The 20,791-nt window shown below is 37.4% G+C and carries 18 protein-coding genes and 1 other annotated feature; all 18 genes read right to left on the minus strand.

Translation table 11 applies throughout. The features are described from left to right. Window position 1 precedes the first annotated feature (1 nt). Window positions 2-976, minus strand: a complete 975-nt coding sequence (hemB, locus tag CKV67_RS07760) for a porphobilinogen synthase (RefSeq protein WP_014092912.1) — start codon at window positions 974-976, stop codon at window positions 2-4. Next, a complete protein-coding gene (locus tag CKV67_RS07765) occupies window positions 973-1,695 on the minus strand; it encodes a uroporphyrinogen-III synthase (RefSeq protein ID WP_014092913.1) in 723 nt (240 codons plus the stop codon). Before CKV67_RS07765 ends, hemB begins: the two co-directional genes overlap by 4 nt. Next, window positions 1,692-2,621 (minus strand): hydroxymethylbilane synthase, encoded by a 930-nt coding sequence (gene hemC, locus CKV67_RS07770; protein WP_014092914.1) that lies wholly within the window; start codon window positions 2,619-2,621, stop codon window positions 1,692-1,694. The genes CKV67_RS07765 and hemC overlap by 4 nt, the downstream gene beginning before the upstream one ends. Then, window positions 2,618-3,925 carry a glutamyl-tRNA reductase gene (gene hemA, locus CKV67_RS07775; protein ID WP_014092915.1) on the minus strand — a complete coding sequence of 436 codons (1,308 nt, stop codon included), beginning with the start codon at window positions 3,923-3,925 and terminating at the stop codon, window positions 2,618-2,620. Before hemA ends, hemC begins: the two co-directional genes overlap by 4 nt. Before the next feature lie 127 nt (window positions 3,926-4,052). Then, window positions 4,053-4,637 (minus strand): ribosome biogenesis GTP-binding protein YihA/YsxC, encoded by a 585-nt coding sequence (gene yihA / locus CKV67_RS07780; protein WP_003719852.1) that lies wholly within the window; start codon window positions 4,635-4,637, stop codon window positions 4,053-4,055. 105 nt (window positions 4,638-4,742) lie between these two features. After that, the gene (gene thrS, locus CKV67_RS07785; RefSeq protein WP_014092916.1) at window positions 4,743-6,665 is read right to left on the minus strand and encodes a threonine--tRNA ligase; all 1,923 of its coding nucleotides are present in this window, start codon (window positions 6,663-6,665) and stop codon (window positions 4,743-4,745) included. A gap of 66 nt (window positions 6,666-6,731) precedes the next feature. After that, window positions 6,732-6,961: a binding site (T-box leader), on the minus strand. A gap of 50 nt (window positions 6,962-7,011) precedes the next feature. Continuing rightward, window positions 7,012-7,935 carry a primosomal protein DnaI gene (gene dnaI, locus CKV67_RS07790; protein WP_014092917.1) on the minus strand — a complete coding sequence of 308 codons (924 nt, stop codon included), beginning with the start codon at window positions 7,933-7,935 and terminating at the stop codon, window positions 7,012-7,014. 9 nt (window positions 7,936-7,944) lie between these two features. Further along, the gene (locus CKV67_RS07795) at window positions 7,945-9,321 is read right to left on the minus strand and encodes a replication initiation and membrane attachment family protein (protein ID WP_014092918.1); all 1,377 of its coding nucleotides are present in this window, start codon (window positions 9,319-9,321) and stop codon (window positions 7,945-7,947) included. 5 nt (window positions 9,322-9,326) lie between these two features. Then, window positions 9,327-9,791, minus strand: coding sequence for a transcriptional regulator NrdR (nrdR, locus tag CKV67_RS07800; protein WP_003719855.1), 465 nt, complete (start codon window positions 9,789-9,791; stop codon window positions 9,327-9,329). Window positions 9,792-9,869: 78 nt separating this feature from the next. Then, window positions 9,870-10,472: a dephospho-CoA kinase gene (gene coaE, locus CKV67_RS07805; protein WP_014092919.1), complete on the minus strand. Its 603-nt coding sequence runs from the start codon at window positions 10,470-10,472 to the stop codon at window positions 9,870-9,872. Between the two features lie 15 nt (window positions 10,473-10,487). Further along, a complete protein-coding gene (mutM, locus tag CKV67_RS07810; RefSeq protein WP_014092920.1) occupies window positions 10,488-11,309 on the minus strand; it encodes a DNA-formamidopyrimidine glycosylase in 822 nt (273 codons plus the stop codon). Window positions 11,310-11,332: 23 nt separating this feature from the next. Then, window positions 11,333-13,960, minus strand: a complete 2,628-nt coding sequence (gene polA / locus CKV67_RS07815) for a DNA polymerase I (RefSeq protein WP_014092921.1) — start codon at window positions 13,958-13,960, stop codon at window positions 11,333-11,335. A 165-nt stretch (window positions 13,961-14,125) separates the two neighbouring features. After that, window positions 14,126-15,388, minus strand: a complete 1,263-nt coding sequence (gene icd / locus CKV67_RS07820; RefSeq protein ID WP_014092922.1) for an NADP-dependent isocitrate dehydrogenase — start codon at window positions 15,386-15,388, stop codon at window positions 14,126-14,128. A 21-nt stretch (window positions 15,389-15,409) separates the two neighbouring features. Beyond that, window positions 15,410-16,531, minus strand: coding sequence for a citrate synthase (gene citZ, locus CKV67_RS07825; RefSeq protein ID WP_014092923.1), 1,122 nt, complete (start codon window positions 16,529-16,531; stop codon window positions 15,410-15,412). 36 nt (window positions 16,532-16,567) lie between these two features. Continuing rightward, window positions 16,568-17,029 carry a DUF441 domain-containing protein gene (locus tag CKV67_RS07830; RefSeq protein ID WP_014092924.1) on the minus strand — a complete coding sequence of 154 codons (462 nt, stop codon included), beginning with the start codon at window positions 17,027-17,029 and terminating at the stop codon, window positions 16,568-16,570. A gap of 159 nt (window positions 17,030-17,188) precedes the next feature. Continuing rightward, window positions 17,189-17,566 (minus strand): FxsA family protein, encoded by a 378-nt coding sequence (locus tag CKV67_RS07835; RefSeq protein WP_014092925.1) that lies wholly within the window; start codon window positions 17,564-17,566, stop codon window positions 17,189-17,191. A 116-nt stretch (window positions 17,567-17,682) separates the two neighbouring features. Then, window positions 17,683-19,440, minus strand: a complete 1,758-nt coding sequence (gene pyk, locus CKV67_RS07840) for a pyruvate kinase (RefSeq protein WP_014092926.1) — start codon at window positions 19,438-19,440, stop codon at window positions 17,683-17,685. 280 nt (window positions 19,441-19,720) lie between these two features. Continuing rightward, window positions 19,721-20,680, minus strand: a complete 960-nt coding sequence (pfkA, locus tag CKV67_RS07845) for a 6-phosphofructokinase (protein WP_011702369.1) — start codon at window positions 20,678-20,680, stop codon at window positions 19,721-19,723. Window positions 20,681-20,791: the final 111 nt, after the last annotated feature.

Consider the following 20,791-nt stretch of genomic DNA (forward strand, 5'->3'; position numbering starts at 1 on the left):
CCTATTTATTTAAGTATTTAGACACATCTTTTGCAAAATAAGTGATAATTAGTGATGCTCCTGCACGTTTCATACTTGTTAACATTTCTAAAACAATACGTTCTTCGTCTATCCAACCATTTTGTGCAGCAGCTTTTACCATTGCATACTCGCCACTAACATTGTAGGCTACAACTGGTAAGCGGGTATTATTTTTAACATCTCGCATAATATCAAGGTAAGACAAGGAAGGTTTCACAATTAAAAAATCTGCTCCTTCCTGCTCATCAGAAATTGCTTCACGAAGGGCTTCTTCCCTATTAGCTGGATCCATTTGATAAGACTTTCTATCGCCAAATTGTGGTGCACTTCCGGCTGCATCGCGAAATGGGCCATAAAAAGCAGAAGCATATTTCACAGCATATGACATAATCGGGATATCTTGAAAGCCTGCCTCATCAAGTCCTTCACGAATAATTTGTACAAAACCATCCATCATATTAGAGGGAGCAATAATATCTGCCCCTGCCGAAGCTTGACTGATCGCTGTTTTTTGCAGTAATTTTAGTGATTCATCATTTAAAATTTCTCCCTCTTGAATAACTCCACAGTGACCATGATCGGTAAATTCGCACAAACAAGTATCAGCAACTACAAGCATTTCAGGAAAACTAGTTTTGATTAGCCGAGTTGCTTCTTGGATAATGCCATGATCATGATAAGCTTGCGTGCCAATTGCGTCTTTTTCTGCTGGAATGCCAAATAAAATAACAGCTTTAATACCAAGATTTTGGATGCTCTTAATTTCTTGTTTTAATTCATGGAGTGGAAACTGAAAAACTCCTGGCATAGAAACCACTTCTGTTTTTGGCTCTTTTCCATCTTTCACAAAGATAGGATAAATTAAATCATCTGTATGTAAAATGGTTTCTCTAACTAAATCTCTCATCACACTTGTTTTTCTTAAACGACGATGTCTATCAAATTGATTTTTCATTTGTACTCCTCCTGTATAATCAAATCAGCTAAGTGCTTCATGGTGAATGTTTCTGCTTGGTAAGTTACATCCCATCCGTCCGTAACAATTGCTTTTGTTGTTACATTACCGATGGAAGCGATTCGCCAGTTTTCTTTTTGGTTTGGGAAGTTTTTTGCCACTGCATTGAAGCTCTTCCAAGCAGATGGACTAGCAAAGATGATGATTTGCTTTTCATCTCGAGCAAAAATAGTGATTAATTCTAGCCTTGACGCTGTTGGGACAATCGTTTCATATAATTCGACCGGGAAAACAAAATAACCTTTTTCATTAAGTGTCTCTTCTATTACCGTTCTGCTTAAATTGCTCTTAGGCAGTAAAATACTCGTTTTTTCTGGATATTGATTTAACCATTCAGTAAGAAAAATTTCTGTTTGATATACAGATGGAATAAAACTCGGAGAAAAACCATATTCAGCTAATTTTTCTCTTGTTTGCTCCCCAATCACTGCATATTTATAGGGTTGGATGACATTTTGCCTTGCGAAAAAATACGTAACAGCATTAGCGCTTGTAAAGAAAATCCATTCTGCTTCTAGTTGTATTGAAGTAAAAGAAACATTTTTTGGTCTTGTTTCAATCAATGGCACTTGTTCTACTTCAAATCCATTTTGATTAAAATACGTTTGCCATTTTTCATTTTTATTTGCTTCTCTTGTCAAAATTATTTTTTTTATCATGAATTTCTCAACTCATTGATAATCGAAGCGGCACCTTCACTAAGTAGCGATTCTGCCACTTGATTGCCAATTGTCGCCGGATTTTCTCCTGATTGCTCAGCCGACAGAATTGTAGTGCCATCCGAATTTCCAACTAACCCTTTAAAGTGGACTATGCCATCTGTTTTTGTTGCAAAACCGGCTATTGGAACTTCACAACCACCATTTAATTTTTTCAAGAAGACTCGTTCCGCCTCCACACAAACACCTGTTTCTTCGTGATGAATGGATGCTAGCATATCACAAATTTGTTGGTCACTTTCTCTGCATTCAATTGCAAGCGCACCTTGACCGACAGCTGGTAAACAAAGCTCAGGAGGAATGTCTTCTAATTTTAAAGTGGTATTCTCTAACCAGCCCATTCGTGCTAAGCCTGCTTTCGCTAAGATAATGGCATCAAAATTTTCAGCGTGTAATTTTTGAAGTCGTGTATCAATGTTGCCACGAATCGGTTTAATAACAAAATCTGGACGGTGTCTTAGTATTTGTGCTGCACGTCTCAAACTACTTGTCCCGATAACCGCGCCTTTCGGTAAATCTTTAAAAGTTGCTACTGTATTAAAAACGAAACAATCTAGTGCGGATTCACGCTTTGGTATTGCGCCAATCGTAAGCCCTTTTTTCAAACTTGAAGGGATATCCTTCATACTGTGTACAGCAAAATCAATCAAGCCATCACTTAAAGCTTGTTCAACTTCAGATACAAATAATCCTTTTCCGCCAACTTTGCTAAGTGTGACATCCAGGATGCGATCTCCTTTTGTTACGATTTCTTTTATTTCAAAATCAATTGATGGATAGTTTGCTTTTAATCTTGCTATTACCCACCCCGACTGCGTTAGTGCTAATTTACTGCGTCTAGAGCCAACAATTATTTTACGTTTCATGTATTACTCCTCGTTTCAGCTTGTTCTTTTTCTGGTGCTGGTACGCCTTCTAAACCAAAGATTCGTTTGAAATGTGTAATGCTTAAATCCGCATCGGCTTCTATAGACATTTCTTTTAACTCTGATATTGGTTGTTTCAACATTTGATTAATGATGCTTTTCATGTGTTTACCAATTTGAATATATTCACGCTCTGTTAAACCAGGTAACTTATTCTCTAGACTTGACATGGTTACTTCTTGCATGTCTAAAGCTTTTTCTCTGAGCTCGCGAATAACTGGGACGACTCCAAGCTGTTTCTCCCACTCAAAAAAGGTTTGAACTTCTGCCTCAATTGTTTCTTCTAAATCGGAGACAATTCGCTTACGTTCCATAGAATTAGCAGTAACCACTCCTGCTAAGTCATCAATGTCATATAGATGGAAATTGGGAATATATGAACAATCATGTTCAACATTTCGTGGTAAGCCAATGTCAATAACAAGCAAAGAACTTGCTTTTTGTTCCATTAAAAGATGCATATCAGCATGTTTGATAATTGGTTCCGAAGCACTAGTTGAGACGAGAACAATATCCGCTAACAGTAAGTGGGCATTCATTTCTTCATATGTACCTACTTTTGCTTGAAAACGACTTGCAAGTGCTTCTCCTTTTATTTTTGTTCGGTTGATGACAGTGATATCATGAATACCACTTCCGGCAAGGTTCTGTAGCGCTAATTCGCTCATTTCGCCAGCGCCCACGAGAACGATCTTTTTATTCTCTAAAGTACCATATAATTTTTTAGCAACTTCGACAGCCGCATAGCTAACAGAAACAGCATTTTCATTAATTTTTGTATAATGATGTACTTTTTTAGCAAAAGTAACTACTTCACGGAAAAGTTTATTTAAAAGTGTTCCGGTAGTCCCAGTTTGCTTAGCGATTTCAAAAGCATGTTTTACTTGACCGAGAATTTGTGTTTCTCCTAAAACCAATGAATCAAGCCCCGCTGTTACTTTATATAAGTGATTTACAGCAAGAGATTCTTCATGGAAAAATAAATATGGTTCGATTTTTTTCATCTCCATTTGAAACCAGTTTGCCATAAAGCGTTTTAAATAGTATCTGCCGGTATGTAATTGATCTACAACTGCGACAATTTCTGTTCGATTGCATGTCGAAATAATAACATTTTCGAGGATGCTTTTTTCCTGTAATAATGTTACTAGCGCCATTTCTTCTTCTGTTTCTTTAAAAACTAATTTTTCGCGGATGTCGATTGGTGCTGTGTGGTGATTCAGCCCCATGGTGAGAATAAACATTCGATAATCCTCCTAAAATTAAATTGAACTCTTCATTATTTTACCACTTTTCTAAGTGGACACCAAATAGTCCGTTTGTGCATTTGAACGGAAAAAAGAGCTGGATTTTTCATTCCAACTCTTCCAATTATTCCATTCCTTCTTTGATATATTGCCACGCTTCGTCTTTTCCCATTTTTGTTTCTGAGGAAAATAACACAAATTTGTCATCCGGATCAAAATCAAGTGTTTCACGAACAATTTTGGCATTTTTGTGCCATTTACTCCGTGGGATTTTGTCTGCTTTGGTAGCTACGACAATCACTGGGATTTCATAATACTTTAGAAATTCATACATCATTCGATCATCTTCGGTTGGTTTATGTCGCAGGTCAACAATTTGAATGACGCCACGAAGCTGTTCTCGGGAAGTGATATACGTTTCAATCATGACGCCCCATTTTTCTCGCTCTGTTTTAGAAACTTTTGCGAAACCGTAACCTGGTACATCTACAAAGAAAAGCGCTTCTTCAATTTTATAAAAATTTAGTGTTTGTGTTTTGCCTGGTTTTTGTGAAATTCTTGCCATACTTTTGCGGCGAATCATCGTATTAATAAATGATGATTTTCCAACATTCGATCTGCCGGCAAGCGCATATTCTGGAATGTCCGTTTCTGGGTATTGTTCTGGTCGAACGGCGCTTATGATTAGTTCTACATTATTTACATCCATTATTTTCCATCCTGTTCTATTCGTTATCTTTTACTAGTATAACGGAAAAAGAGGAAAAAAGCACCATGTAAAAATACTGCCCCATTTCGGAACAGTATTTCACCCTTAATATTTACTTACTTCTGCTACTACTTGTGCAATGAATTCATCTAAATCCATTGTTTCAGAATCCTTGGAACCGTAGCGACGAACATTTACAGTATCAGATTCCATTTCTTGATCACCTAGCACTAATGCATAAGGAATTTTCTTTGTTTGTGCTTCGCGGATTTTGTAGCCTAATTTTTCATTACGATCATCTACTTCAGCGCGAAGTCCTGCACGTTGTAATTTATCTTGTACGCCTTTTGCATAAGCTAAATGAGCATCTGCGTTTACTGGAATCAGTTCCAGTTGTATAGGAGCAAGCCATGTTGGAAAAGCCCCTTTGTATTCTTCAATTAAATAAGCAACAAATCGTTCCATCGTTGAAACTACTCCACGATGAATAACGACTGGACGATGTTTTTCACCATCTTCGCCAATGTAAGTTAAGTCAAAGCGTTCTGGAAGTAAGAAATCTAGTTGAACTGTTGAAAGGGTTTCTTCTTTTCCTATAGCTGTTTTTACTTGAACATCCAGTTTAGGACCATAAAAAGCCGCTTCTCCGTCTGCTTCAAAATAATCCATGCCCATTTCGTCCATAGCTGATTTAAGCATTGTTTGCGCTTTTTCCCACATGGCGTCATCATCGAAATATTTTTCTGTATTTTTAGGATCGCGATAGCTTAAACGGAAGGAGTAATCTGTAATGTCAAAGTCTTTATACACTTCCAGAATGAGCTCTACAACACGTTTAAATTCATCTTTAATTTGATCCGGACGAACAAACACGTGCGCATCATTTAATGTCATACCTCGAACACGTTGGAGTCCTGAAAGCGCCCCACTCATTTCATAACGATGCATCATTCCAAGTTCAGCGATACGGATTGGTAACTCGCGGTAACTATGGATATCATTTTTATAAATCATCATATGGTGCGGACAGTTCATTGGGCGTAAAACAAGTTCTTCATTGTCCATTTTCATTGTTGGGAACATGTCTTCATGGTAATGATCCCAGTGTCCACTAGTCTTATACAGCTCGACATTCGCCATAATCGGAGTGTAAACATGGTTATAACCAAGACGTTCTTCTTTATCCACAATATAACGTTCGATAACGCGACGAATAGTAGCACCTTTTGGTAACCAAAGTGGTAAGCCTTGACCAACTTCAATACTATTAGTAAATAGTTCTAACTCTTTACCAAGTTTACGATGATCACGTTCTTTTGCTTCTTTTTGCATTTGAATAAATTCTTTTAAGCCGTTTTTGTCAAAGAACGCTGTACCATAAATACGTTGAAGCATTTTGTTATTGCTATCCCCACGCCAATATGCACCGGCCACGCTTAATAATTTGAATACTTGGATTTTACCAGTAGAAGGAACATGCACACCACGACAAAGGTCAAAAAATTCACCTTGTGTATAAATTGTCACTGTTTCATCGGCTGGAATAGCTTCGATTAGTTCTAATTTGTATTCATCACCAATTGCTTTAAAACGTTTAATTGCTTCTTCACGAGAAACAACTTCACGTTCAATTGGCACATTTTCACGAACGATTTTTTGCATCTCTTTTTCAATTTCTACTAAAGATTCATCACTGATCACTGCTTCTGTATCAATATCATAATAAAAACCAGAATCAATCGCTGGGCCAACACCAAATTTCACATCTGGATAAAGGCGTTTAAGTGCTTGTGCCATTAAATGAGCTGTACTGTGGCGCAAGATACCGAGTGCATCCTCATGATCAGGCGTTACGATTTCGATGGCTCCGTCTTCATGAATCGGCGTTACTAAATCAAGTAATTCCCCGTTAAGTTTACCTGCTAGTGCTTTCTTTTTTAACCCTGGGCTAATGGAAAAAGCGATATCTGCTGTTGAAACGCCAGGCTCAAATTCTTTTACTGCGCCGTCTGGAAATGTGATTTTCATACTAATCTCTCCTTTATTATTTTTAATGGTTAGGAGGGCAAAATAAAAAACCCATCCCTCCTGTTGTCAAGGGACGAGTTTATGCTCGTGGTTCCACCCAAGATTCAGAAATAACTAGTATTAGTTACTTCACTCTTGTCGCTTGTAACGGAGCGCCCCGTCTATTATTACTAGTAAAAACGTTCCTAATAGAAGTTCCAAGGTGGTCCAAATTTAAGTTCCAATAGAAGGTTTCCAGCTAGCCCTTCCTCTCTAGAATTTTCCGTTAAATTGGTTGTCCTTTTCATCACTTTGTTTTATATTAATACAAATTATAAGCCTGATTACGGCAATTTGCAAGCATTTTTTAGAAACGACGATTTTTGCCTTCTAATTGTACTTCTTTGGACAAATAGCGTACACGTTCCATGATTCGGCGCGCTTTTAGTTTTTCTTCCGTTCCGTTTTGAGCAAACATTAAATGATTTTCTAGTTGATCCATATTGTAATTAGACGAGAAGAAAGTTGGTAATTCTTCTTGCATTCGGAACTGTAAAATCGCCCCAAGAACTTCATCACGAGTCCATGCCGTCATTGACTCTGCCCCAATATCATCTAGCATAAGTACTTCTGTTTCTTTCGCAAACTGGATTTTTTCGCCCACTGTATTGTCAGAAATAGATTGTTTCACTTCACGCATGAATTCTGGTAAATAAACCAATGTTGTTGAAATACCTTTTAAAGCAAGTTCTTTCGCAATCGCCCCAAGCAAGTATGATTTCCCTGTTCCAAAGCTACCATGAATATAGAGAGCCTTCACACGCTCCCCGTTTTTAGCAGGATAATCATTTAGAAATTGATATGCTTCGACAAGCGCTAATTGTCGCGATTCTTCATCCGTATAAAAATCGCTTAAACTTGCATCTACAACTTGCTTTGGCATATAAAGAGAACGAATTCGCTTCTCCACAGCACGACGTTTATCTTCTTCTATTTTTTCTTTTGTTGGATAATAGGTGACAGTAATGAACTCTCCGTTAAGGACAAGTTTTGGTGCATAACCTGGCATTAAAGTAACTTCTTGCTCCATATACTTTTTATGCTGCGTCATAAATTCATATAAATTAGATAAATTTTGATTTATTAATTGTTCGTTGATTTCTTCTTTATGCTCTCTGAAAAATTCTTGAATCGGCTGATAATGAAGTACTTGCTCCTTTAATCCTTGATATTCTTTTTCAAAATCGCGCCCTTCAAAAAGCTGTCCTAATGTTCTTTCGATGTTATCCATTTTTTTCACCTACCTCTTATTTAGTCGTTCTTTAATTTCACGAACTTGTTCTTCTAACGTTTGTTTTTCTTTATCTGTCATTTTATTATCAGCTGGAGGAACAGATTCTTTATCAAACCAATCCGGTAAAATTTCTTTTCTAGCTGCTTTTTGGTAATTTCGATTGTAATTGGTGTTTTTAGGTGTGGCTGGTTCTTCTTGGAGGCGTTTGTATTTTTCATGTTCTTGCCATGCTAAATCCATTGCTTCTTTGGCGGTTTTGATATTTTTGCGTTTCCAGTGCGCTGCAATAGTCATCATGTAGTTTTTGGCCAACTTCCGGTCAAGTCGAAGCATAACATATTCGATTAAGACATTCATGACTGGAACAGGTAAATTTTGTTGGTTCATTACTTCTTCGACGACACGTAAATCCGTTTCAGCTGGCACTGCTCCGTCAGAGATATCAACAAGTAATTGGAACGGTGTGACGCTTTCTAAGTATACTTGTAGAGCCTCTTCGTCGTTTAAAACCTTGCCTGTATCTTCTGTCGTGACTTGTTCTTGTTTCATTTGCAGTTTTGGTGGTGCTCCATTTTCAATCGTATAACCTTCGCGAACAATTTTACGCAAGAAAACAATATCGATGTCACCACTTGCATCCAGTGCACGATATAAATAACTCGGCATATCTTTTTCAGATACTTGATAGATACCATGTAATTTCAAAATGGTTTGACGTACTTCTTTTGTTATTTTTTCGCGCGAAATCATGCTTGGTGATAATAGACTCATAAACAAGTTAAAATCAAAACTGGCGTCGTCAAATTCGATTTCTTTTGGTGTGATTTTATCCACTAAAGTTTGCTTAGTTTCGTCAATGGCTGGTACACTTCCACCCTTGAACGGTTCGAAAACATCTTGAAATGATCTGGTAATTTCACTATATGTAGTTGTTTCAATGGCATCGTCAGAAAAGAAGCGGCGTAAACGTTGAAACTGAGCATTGCCAATTTTGCTATATAAATAAATATTTAGTAACCCATCTGAAAAGAATTTTTCTGGAGATAAGGGTGGTAAAATCTCATAAATATAAAAACGCATGTCATTTTCGGTTTTTACATAACTTTTTAAAAGACCTAAGCCTTCAAGTTTTAGTCTCGCTTCAAATAACGCTTTTAAACTAATATCAAGCATATTTAAAAGTTGGACGTGGGAATGCGCTTCTGACCAAAGTCTGTTTTCCTCTACTTCGGTAAAAAGTGTTTGGTATAAAGCAAGACATTCCGCCCCCATAAGCGGTTGATATAACATCGTCATTATTTTTCTGTCAGCGCCAGTCAAGATGCCACTTGCCTTTACTTGATAACTGTCTACCGCTTGAAGTTCCATCCAGAATTCCGTCAATTTACTCACCTATCTTTATTTTTTTCCATTAAATCTTTTAATTCCTCTACAAAAACACTAATATCTTTAAACTGACGATAAACCGAAGCGAATCGCACATAAGCAACCTCATCTAAATTAGCCAGCTTATTCATCACTTTTTCACCGATTAAATCTGATGCAATTTCACTATCACCAATGTTTCTGAGTTCACGCTCCACTTCATTGACAATTTCTTCAATTTGTTCAGCGCTCACTGGTCGTTTTTCGCATGCTCTAATCAAACCGCGACGAACTTTTTCCCGAGCAAATTCTTCCCTTGCTCCATCTTTCTTTACAACTATTAAAGGACTTTCCTCTACCTTTTCAAACGTAGTAAAACGAAATCCGCATTTTTCACATTCACGTCGACGTCTGATAGAATTGCCATCATCTGCCGGTCTTGAGTCTACAACACGTGTACCATTATATTTACAAGTAGGACATCTCACAAAAATTCACTCCTATCCCTATAACATCTCTGTCTGTTTATTCGTATGCCTCATTATACCATGTGAAAGTAAGGGTGGCTATTCGTTCTTAACAAAACCGTCAATAAATGCCGCCACTTGTTTTTCTGTCTTTTCAAGTGTCTCATTATTATTAATCACAAAGTCTGCTTTTTCAGCCTTTTCATCAATTCCCACTTGGCTATTGATTCGGTCTAGAGCAGCTTCTTTCGTCAAATTATTGCGCTCTATTAAGCGTTTTAATTCTGTTTCTGGCGTCACCCAAACAACAACTATTTGGTCAACGAGTGATTCTAAATGACTTTCGAATAAAAGCGGAATATCAAAGAAAACTACTTTTTCTCCCGCAGCAAAATAGCGTTTTCGTTCGGCTAACATATAATCTTTCACGCGAGGATGGGTAATTTCGTTTAATTTTTGGCGTTTTTCTGCATTTTTAAAAATAATATCTGCTAACTTTGGCCGATTTAACGAGCCATCTGCAAGTAAAATTTCTTGACCGAAGTAAGCGACTATTTCTGCCAAACCTTCTGTACCCGGCTCAACAACTTTTCTAGCTGCTATATCGGCATCAACAAGTGGAATTCCAGCTTTTTGAATCATTTTGCTAACAGTGGACTTTCCCGTCGCTACACTACCCGTTAAACCAATTGTTTTCCCCATAATTCCACCAACTTTCTATTTTTGACAATTAGGACAAAAATGCGTTCCTCGGCCATTAAGCTTGATTTTTTCTATTGGTGTCCCGCAAATCACACATGGTTCGCCTGTTCTTCCATAAACTTTTAACTTTTCTTGGTAGCGCCCTAATTCGCCTTGTGAATTCACATAAGTTCGTACAGTGGAACCACCAAGCGCAACAGCTTCTGTCATAATACTTTTTGTTGCTTCAAATACAAGTTTAATTTCTTTATTAGAAAGCGAATTTGCTGCTCTTTCTGGACGTACTTTCGCTTCAAAACAAATCTCATCCGCATAAATATTTCCAATTCCAGCAACTAATTTTTGATCAAGTAAAGCCGTTTTTATCGCGCGGCTTGTTTTTTTCACGCCAGTTGCGAAAGCCTCTAGCGTAAATGTAGGAGTCAATGGCTCTGGTCCGAGTTTTTTTATCGAGTTTGTATCAACTTCCCCGAATTTATTTGTCACTTCCATCGTTCCGAATTTCCGTACATCTAAAAAGCGCAGTTCGGTGTGATCTTCAAAATGAAAAATAATATGGGTATGTTTACTCACTTCGTCTGTTTCGTTCATTAGCCTGAACTTACCTTCCATACGTAAATGAGACAAAATGGTGCAATTTGTTAAATCAAATAATAAAAATTTGCCTCGGCGGCGCACTCCTTCAATTTGTTGACCGACTAGCATATGAACAAATTCATCTGGCGGAGTATTTTTAATCATTTTAGGAACGCGAACAATCACTTGATCAATTTTTTTACCTGGGACTAAATTTTGTAAGGTTGCGCGGACATTTTCAACTTCCGGCATTTCTGGCATATATATACTCCCCGTTTCTCTATTTATTTCGCATCGTACCAAGTGTCTCCGAAGGCACTATCGACTTTAAGTGGTACAGATAGCTCTACAGCATTTTCCATCACATCTGGTACAATTTCTTCTAATTTAGCAATTTCAGCTTCAGGTGCTTCAAAAATAAGTTCATCGTGCACTTGAAGTAATAATTTAGCTTCTAACTTTTCTGATTCTAAGCGATCATTCATTAAAATCATCGCTTTTTTAATAATATCTGCTGCGCTTCCTTGAATTGGCGTATTCATCGCCGTTCTTTCTGCAAAGCCGCGAACATTAAAGTTACGACTGACAATTTCCGGAATATATCGACGACGGTGTAAAATGGTTTCCACATAACCTTTTTCTTTCGCAAAACGAACGATATCTTGCATATATTCTTTTACTGCCGGATAACTGACAAAATAACGATCAATAAAATCTTTCGCTTCTTTTCTTGTAATACCAAGGTTTTGTGAGAGACCGTAATCACTAATACCATAAACAATACCAAAGTTAACCGCTTTTGCTTGACGGCGCATTAACGAGTCTACTTCTTCTTTCTCCACATGAAACACATCCATTGCTGTTTTTGTATGGATATCATAATCATGCTTAAAGGCATAAATTAAATTTTCATCTTCCGAAATATGTGCTAATACGCGTAATTCTACTTGCGAATAATCGGCTGAAAATATCTTCCATCCTGGCTGACTTGGAACAAAAACTTGTCTGATTTTGCGTCCTTCTTCCAAACGGATAGGTATATTTTGTAAATTAGGATCTACCGAGCTAAGACGTCCTGTTTGTGTCAATGTTTGGTTAAAACGGGTATGGACTTTGTGCGTTTCTTTATCAGTTACTTTTAGAAGACCTTCGATATAGGTTGACTGGATTTTCCCAAGCTGACGATATAACAAGATTTCATCAATAATGTCATGGCTGCCAGATAAGCTCTCAAGAACATCTGCGGCAGTCGAGTAGCCAGTTTTAGTCTTCTTCACTGCTGGAAGTCCTAGTTTTTCAAAAAGAATCACGCCTAATTGTTTCGGTGAATTAATATTAAAATCTTCTCCAGCAAGCGAATGAATCGATTCTTCTAATGTTTTTAATCGACTTGCTAGCTCTACTTTCATACCTTCTAGTCGTTTGGTATCAACGCTTACACCTTGTATTTCCATTTGGGCGAGCACAAAAGTTAAAGGTAACTCCAAATCCTCCATTAAAGCTAGCTGTTCATTTTTCTCGAGGTCATCAATAAGTCCTTTTTCTAAAACAGCAACCGCTACAGCTTTTCTAGCAAGATGCGGGGCAACAATGCTTTCTTCTGGCGTGCTTCGTTTCGCACCTTTTCCGTATATCGCTTCATCTGTTTCTACTTCTGTATAATCATGACGAACAGCTACACTTGTGAAGTCACCTATGGAGTCGGATGGGTTCAACAAATAAGAAGCTAACATAATATCAAAGGTAATTCCTGAAATAGCATATCCCAAGCGGTGCATAGCTACCATTGTTTTTTTAGCATCATAAACAACTTTGGCAGCTCCACTTTCCACCCACGTTTTAAATGCTGAACTATTTTCTGCTGTTTCTTTTGTGAAAAAGTAAGTTCCATTACTAGAATGAACCGTAAGTCCAATGAAATTCGCTGTGTGGTAATTGTCATTTTCTAATTCAACATAAAGTGCTGTTTTACCGCCAAAATGTTTCTCTGTTAAATCTGTTACAACTTCAAAAGTTAATTCTTTTAATTCTTTTGTTTCTCCTGGAGTATCACCCTCCATGTTTTTTAATAGCGTTGTAAACTGCATTTCTTTCAGTAACGGAATGACTTTATCTGTTTGGTAACCGTTGTACTTAGTGTTTTCGATGGTATATTCTATCGGCGAGTCAACATTAATAGTTGCTAGTTCTTTACTTAAAATCGCTAGTTCTTTATTTTCTAATACTTTTTCTTTTAATTTTTTTCCAGAAATTTCATCGGCATGTTCTAAAACACTTTCTACACTTCCACCAAATTCATGTAACAGTTTTAAGGCTGTTTTTTCACCAACACCTGGAATACCTGGAATGTTGTCCGATGAATCACCCATTAACCCTTTCATATCAATAATTTGCGCAGGGGTTAAATTATATTTTTCTTTCAAAGTTTCTGGTGTATTGGTCTCCATATCTGCAATGCCTTTTTTCGTAATGTAGACCGTTGTCTTATTAGAAGCAAGTTGGGTTAAATCTCGATCTCCGGTAATGATGGCTACTTCAAGTCCGTCTGCTTCTGCTTTTTTTGTTAAAGTTCCGATAATATCATCCGCTTCGTAGTTGGCTAACTCATATTGCGGGATATCATAAGCAGTTAAAAGCTCACGAATAAATGGAAATTGTTCTGATAGTTCGCTCGGTGTTTTTTGGCGCCCTCCTTTATAGCCTTTGAATGTGGCATGACGAAAAGTTGTTTTTCCAGCATCAAATGCAACTAATACATGGCTCGGCTTTTCTTTTTCTAATACATTCATTAGCATCATCGCAAATCCGTACACCGCATTTGTATAAACACCTTTGTCATTATTTAAAAGCGGCAACGCATAAAAAGCGCGATTCGCAATACTATTTCCATCAATTAATACTAATTTATTCACAGGGATATCCTCCTCGATATTATCATTCACTTGTGTCTATTTTACCATAGTAACATAAAAACAAACCACTTATCCGAATGAGATTAAATGGTTTGTTTTAAATCCGTATATTTATTTATTAATTTTGAATTACAAACTAGTTTTTATAATTAAATTCCGTTTTATTTAGAAGTTTTTTATTAGTTCGTCCGCAAATTCCGAACATTTCACTTCTGTTGCCCCGTCCATTAAACGCGCAAAATCATAAGTTACTGTTTTAGCTGCAATGGTTTTCTCCATAGAATGATTAATTAACGCAGCCGCCTCGCTCCAACCGATATGTTCAAGTAGCAAGGTTCCAGATAAAATAACAGACGATGGATTCACTTTATCAAGTCCAGCATATTTTGGTGCGGTACCATGTGTTGCTTCAAAAATAGCATGCCCTGTTAAGTAATTAATGTTCGCACCAGGAGCAATACCAATTCCGCCAACTTGAGCAGCAAGCGCATCCGAAATGTAATCACCATTTAAATTCATCGTTGCAACTACATCGAATTCAGCAGGTCTAGTTAAAATTTGTTGTAAGAAAATATCTGCAATTGAATCTTTTACTAAAATTTTACCAGCAGCAATTGCTTCTTTTTGTTTAGCATCAGCAACTTTTGCTCCTTCTGTTTCTTTAATACGATCGTATTCATTCCAAGTGAATACTTTATCGCTGTATTCACGTTCGCATAAATCATAACCCCAGTTTTTAAATGCGCCTTCTGTGAACTTCATGATATTACCTTTATGGACTAATGTTAATGATTTGCGACCTTCTTTAATCGCATATTCCACTGCCGAACGAACGAGACGCTCTGTTCCTTCTTTAGAAATTGGTTTGATTCCAATACCAGAAGTTTCTGGAAAGCGAATTTTATCCACACCGAATTCAGATTTTAAATAAGCGATTAATTTTTTGACTTCATCGCTACCTTCTTTAAACTCGATCCCAGCATAGATATCTTCAGTATTCTCGCGGAAAATAACCATATCCGTATCTTCAGGACGTTTGACAGGAGACGGAACTCCTTTGAAATAACGAACTGGTCGTAAGCAGACATATAAATCTAGCTCTTGACGAAGTGCAACGTTCAGTGAACGAATCCCTCCACCAATGGGCGTTGTAAGTGGTCCTTTAATCGCAATCAAATACTCATCTATTGTATCAAGCGTCTCTTGTGGCAACCATTCGCCTGTTTGTTTAAAGGCTTTTTCACCAGCTAATACTTCTTTCCAAGCAATTTCTTTTTCTCCATTGTAGGCTTTTTTTACCGCAGCATCTAGAACTCGTTTAGCGGCTGCCCAAATGTCTGGCCCAGTACCGTCCCCTTCAATAAAAGGAATAATTGGATTGTTTGGTGTTTTTAATACACCGTTTTCTACTTGAATTTTTTGACTCATAAATAATGTTCCTCCTTCTTATTAAATGCGTTCTTCTACTGGCAAATAACTTCTATTTTCAGGACCCACATAAATCGCACGCGGGCGAATAAGACGATTATCACGATACTGTTCAAAAATGTGTGCTAACCAACCAGACACGCGGCTCACAGAGAAAACAAGCGTAAATAAATCACGATCAATTCCAAGCGCATGGTAAACAGAAGCGGAATAAAAGTCGACATTTGGTTTTAAGTGTTTTAATTCCCAAACGGCTTCCTCTACTTGCGTCGAAATATCAAACCATTTTCCCTCGCCTTTTTCTGCAGTTAATTTTCGAGACATCTCACGCAAATGTCCAGCACGCGGATCTCCACCACGATATACACGATGTCCAAACCCCATAATTTTTTGTTTCGTATCAATTTTTTCTTGAATATATTTACGTACATCGCCTGCTTCATCGATTTCTTCCAACATATCGAAAACACGCTCATTAGCTCCACCATGAAGCGGACCTTTAAGTGCGCCAATCGCTGCTGTTACTCCTGAATAAACATCTGAGAGCGTTGCCACACAAACTCGTGCTGTAAAAGTGGATGCATTAAATTCATGGTCAGCATGGAGTACAAGTGCTTTATTCATTGCTTCCACAGATAAATCGTCCGCTTCTTCTCCAGTAATCATATAAAGAAAATTTGCTGCCATATTTAAATCTTCTCTCGGTGGAATTGGATCCAGCCCACGACGAATTCTAGAAAAAGCGGCCACAATCGTCGGCATTTTTGCTTGGAGACGAAGCCCTTTTCGATAAACAGCTTCCCCATCATCTAATTCTGCTTCCGTATCAAATACGCCTAACATCGAAACCGTCGTTCTTAAAACACTCATGGGATGTAATTTTTGATGATTTTGCATTCTTAAGCTCGAGATAATGGTTTCTGATACGGCCATATTTTCTTGAATTTCTAATTTAAACTTTTTAAATTCCTCTTTGTTCGGTAAACGCAAGTGCCATAGCAAGTAAATCACTTCTTCAAAAGAAGCATTATTTTCCATTAAATCATCAATTCCATAGCCTACATATGTTAACATATCATCAATAATTGAGCTAATAGACGTTTCAGCAACATATACATTTTCCAACCCTTTAGATAGTGGCATTTTATTTCCTCCTTTTATCCATTTTTACGTATGTAGTTATTTTATGAAGGCAACCACCTGCATCGCAATATAAGCAATTCCAGCAGCGATTACCGGCCCAGCTGCAACTCCTCTGAACAGAACTACTGCTAAAATAGTTCCGAATACGAGCGAGACAGTCACTTGTGGATCAACAGCCATATAGCCAACACCCTTTTTCGCCAAAATGGAAACAGCTATCCCAGCTCCAAGACCAATCCAACCAGCAGCTGATTTAAAAGAATCAATTAAATCTTTAAAGCCAATTTGACCAGTTGCTATTGGAATTAAAATCGCAATCGTAATAATCGTTACGCCCCAGTTGATTCCTTTTACTTGAATGACTTCCATCACTTTGCCGTCAACATGAAAAAGCTTTAATAAGATTACTACTGCTACTGCAATAACGAGCGAGTTATTTTTTGCTATCAGCCCAAGAAGTAAAAAAAGAAGTAAAAACAACATGCTTTCTGTAAACATAGTTTGTCACCTTTCTATATCACGAATCCTAGAAACGAGATAACAATAATTATATCATAAACATACCTTATAGTAATACTAAAACATCATAAGAAAAATCTATTGACTTTTTCAATGAAACCTCTACAGAAAGAAAGTCCTTCCCATAGAGGTTTGTCATTACATATCAAAATAATAATATTGGGTATGTTTCTTTTGGTTTCCAATCCATTTGGTTACTCTTGGCTTTAATATTTTGCGAGAAAACGGGATAAATAGGAGTAGTCCAAGTACGGTTGTCATAAGCCCTGGAATAATCAGTAAAAAGCCAGCAATAAAAAAGCAGATACTATCTAATAAATATGGCGCTACTGTGCGTCCATCACGCAAATTTCGAAATAAATTGCCACCTAGACGTTTGATAATAAAGATACCAAAAGCCGTTGAAGCAACTTGGATAATAAGAAGTGGCAAAAAACCAATTACTTGGAAGAGCCACACGTAAATAATTAATTCTATTAAACCATATAAGGCCCAATAAAGGATAAATTTTCTCATAAAATCAACTCCAATACTTACTGTCTATTATAACCTATTTTGGCATAATCGAAAAACAATACAGCGCACATAGAAAAAAGCGTCCCGCATGCAGGACGCTTTTAGAAAGTTAAATTTTAGTGAGTTGCTGTTTTACCGTTGTATACTACACCTTGACGAGAATCAACAGTGATAATTTCCCCATCTTTTACAAGAGAGGTAGCATCTTTAGCTCCAACGATTACAGGAATTCCAAGGTTGATTCCAACAACTGCTGCATGGCTAGTTAAACCACCTTCTTCGACAACAACTGCTGCACTTTTTTCAAACGCAGGAAGGATTTCTTTATCTGTTGTTTTAACGATTAAGATTCCGCCTTCTTCTGCTTTTTGAAGTGCTTCTGCATTGGATTTTGCAACAATTGCTTTACCAATAACAGATTTGCTACCAATTCCTTGGCCTTTAACTACTTTTTCACCAATTAATTGGATTTTCATTACGTTTGTAGTTCCACTTTCAGTAACGGGAACACCAGCTGTAATGATGATTAAATCACCTTGTTTAGCAACGCCAGAAGCAAGAGATTCTTTCACAGCTAGGTCGAACATTTCATCTGTATTGCTAACTGGAGTAGCTAAGCGAGGATAAACACCCCATGAAAGTGCTAAACCACGATATACATGTTCGTTGAATGTTACAGCAACGATATGAGATTTTGGACGGTATTTAGAAATCATCCGTGCAGTGTGACCACTTTGAGTCGCTGCAACGATGGTTTGTACGTTTAAGTTTTTCGCAGTATGTCCAACAGCTTGACCAATTGCTTCTGTCATGTCTGTATTTTCATGAAGTTTAAGTGCAAATTTATCTTGAGCAACTAATACTTCTTCTGTACGAACAGCGATTTTCGCCATCATTTTAACTGCTTCTACTGGATAATCTCCGGCAGCTGTTTCACCTGATAACATAATTGCATCTGTTCCATCAAAAATCGCATTCGCTACGTCACTTGCTTCAGCGCGAGTTGGACGTGGATTACGTTGCATGGAATCAAGCATTTGTGTTGCAGTGATAACAGGTTTTCCAAGTTTGTTACATTTTCTGATAAGTTCTTTTTGTACAATCGGAACTTCTTCAGCTGGAATTTCAACACCAAGATCACCACGAGCAACCATTAGGCCTTGAGATACTTGCAAGATTTCGTCGATGTTGTCAACGCCTTCTTGGTTTTCGATTTTAGGAATGATTTGCACATGGGTTGCATTATGCTCTTCCAAAATTTTAGTGATTTCAAGTACATCTGTTGCACGACGTACGAAAGATGCAGCGATAAAATCAATACCTTGTTCTAAACCGAAGCGGATATCAGCAGCGTCTTTTTCTGTGATTCCTGGCAAGTTAATAGAAACATTCGGTACGTTAACACCTTTTTTATTTTTAAGCACGCCTGGGTTAAGTACTTTTGTTACTAATTCGCGATTAGCAGCGTCTTTTTCGATTACTTCAAGACCAATTAATCCGTCATCAAGTAAAATAGAAGAACCAATTTCTACATCGTCAAAAAGCTCTCCGTATGTTACTGAGAATTTTTCTTTTGTTCCTTCAACAGGAGTCATGGCAACACGTACTACATCACCTGTTTGGAATTCTAATTTTCCGCCAACCATGTCGTTCGTACGGATTTCTGGACCTTTTGTATCAAGTAAGATAGCTACTTGTTTACCAGTAATTTTAGATGCTTCACGGATATTAACAATACGCGCACCGTGCTCTTCAAAATCTCCGTGAGAGAAATTAAGACGTGCTACGTTCATTCCTGCTTCAATCAATTGAACTAATGTATCAACTGACTCACTTGCAGGACCAATTGTACAAACAATTTTCGTTTTTTTCATGTTATTACTCCTCCTAGAACTTAGCTATTCATTCGTATTTATTATAAACATATCTTCCACATTTTACCAGTAACAACCATGTATTACAAGTAAGTTTGTGAATAAAAGTACAGTGCACTAGCATGATAACGATAACAAGAAAACGTTTTCTGGATTGCTATAGCATGCTTACTCAGCAATTTACTTCTCTTTTCAGAGAGTTTATTTTTAATACGTGACTAAAATTTTTCACAAAGAAAGGCTACCATGCTTTGTCATGGCAGCCAGCTCTTCAGCCGTTTTAAATCGATAAAATAGATGCAAGATCAAATAGTTTTTGATCAAGTGTGTGTTTTTCTTTCAAAATTTCACCAATGTTATTTTCGACAATTCTATTTTCACGGATTCCAACTGCTAATCCTCCGCGGTTTTCTAACAATAATTCTACTGCGCGCGCCCCAAGACGACTTGCAAGTACACGGTCAAAAGCAGTTGGACTACCACCACGTTGAACATGCCCTAAAACAGTAACACGTGCATGATAATCACCATATTCAGCTAATTGTTTAGCAAATTCGTTACCAGACATAACGCCTTCTGCAACTACGATAATGCTATGTTTTTTACCACGTTCGCGACCTTTGTTCAAACGATCCACGACATCATCCATGTTGAAACTTTCTTCTGGAACGATAATAGCTTCCGCACCGCCAGCAAGACCAGACCAAAGTGCGATATCTCCAGCGTCACGACCCATTACTTCAATAATAAAAGTACGTTCATGACTTGTTGCTGTATCACGGATTTTATCTAATGCATCAAGAACTGTGTTAAGCGCAGTATCAAAACCAATCGTAAAATCTGTACCAGAAATATCATTATCAATCGTTCCCGGGATACCAATAGTTGGGAAGCCACGTTTTGTTAGCGCCTCTGCTCCGTGGTAAGATCCGTCTCCACCGATAACAACTAAACCATCGATTTGATGTTTCTTCAGTTGCTCAATTCCTTTAAGTTGTCCTTCTTCTGTAGCAAATTCAGGATATCTTGCAGAATATAGGAATGTTCCACCGCGATGAAGTAAATCACCAACGGAACCTAATTCTAGTTTACGAATATCTCCATTGACTAATCCTAAAAAGCCATAGTTAATTCCATAAACTTCAAGTCCTTCATAGATTGCTTTACGTACAACAGCACGAGTGGCTGCATTCATACCTGGAGCGTCTCCTCCACTTGTTAAAATTGCAATTCGTTTCATTTTACTTACCACCTCAGACAATGATATTGTTTTTCATCACATGTGTTTATTCTACATGAAAAAGAGTTAAATGGAAAGCACCAATAAGACACTTTTTTCGCTATTAAAAGC

This window comes from Listeria ivanovii subsp. ivanovii (genome assembly GCF_900187025.1).
GTDB lineage: Bacteria > Bacillota > Bacilli > Lactobacillales > Listeriaceae > Listeria > Listeria ivanovii.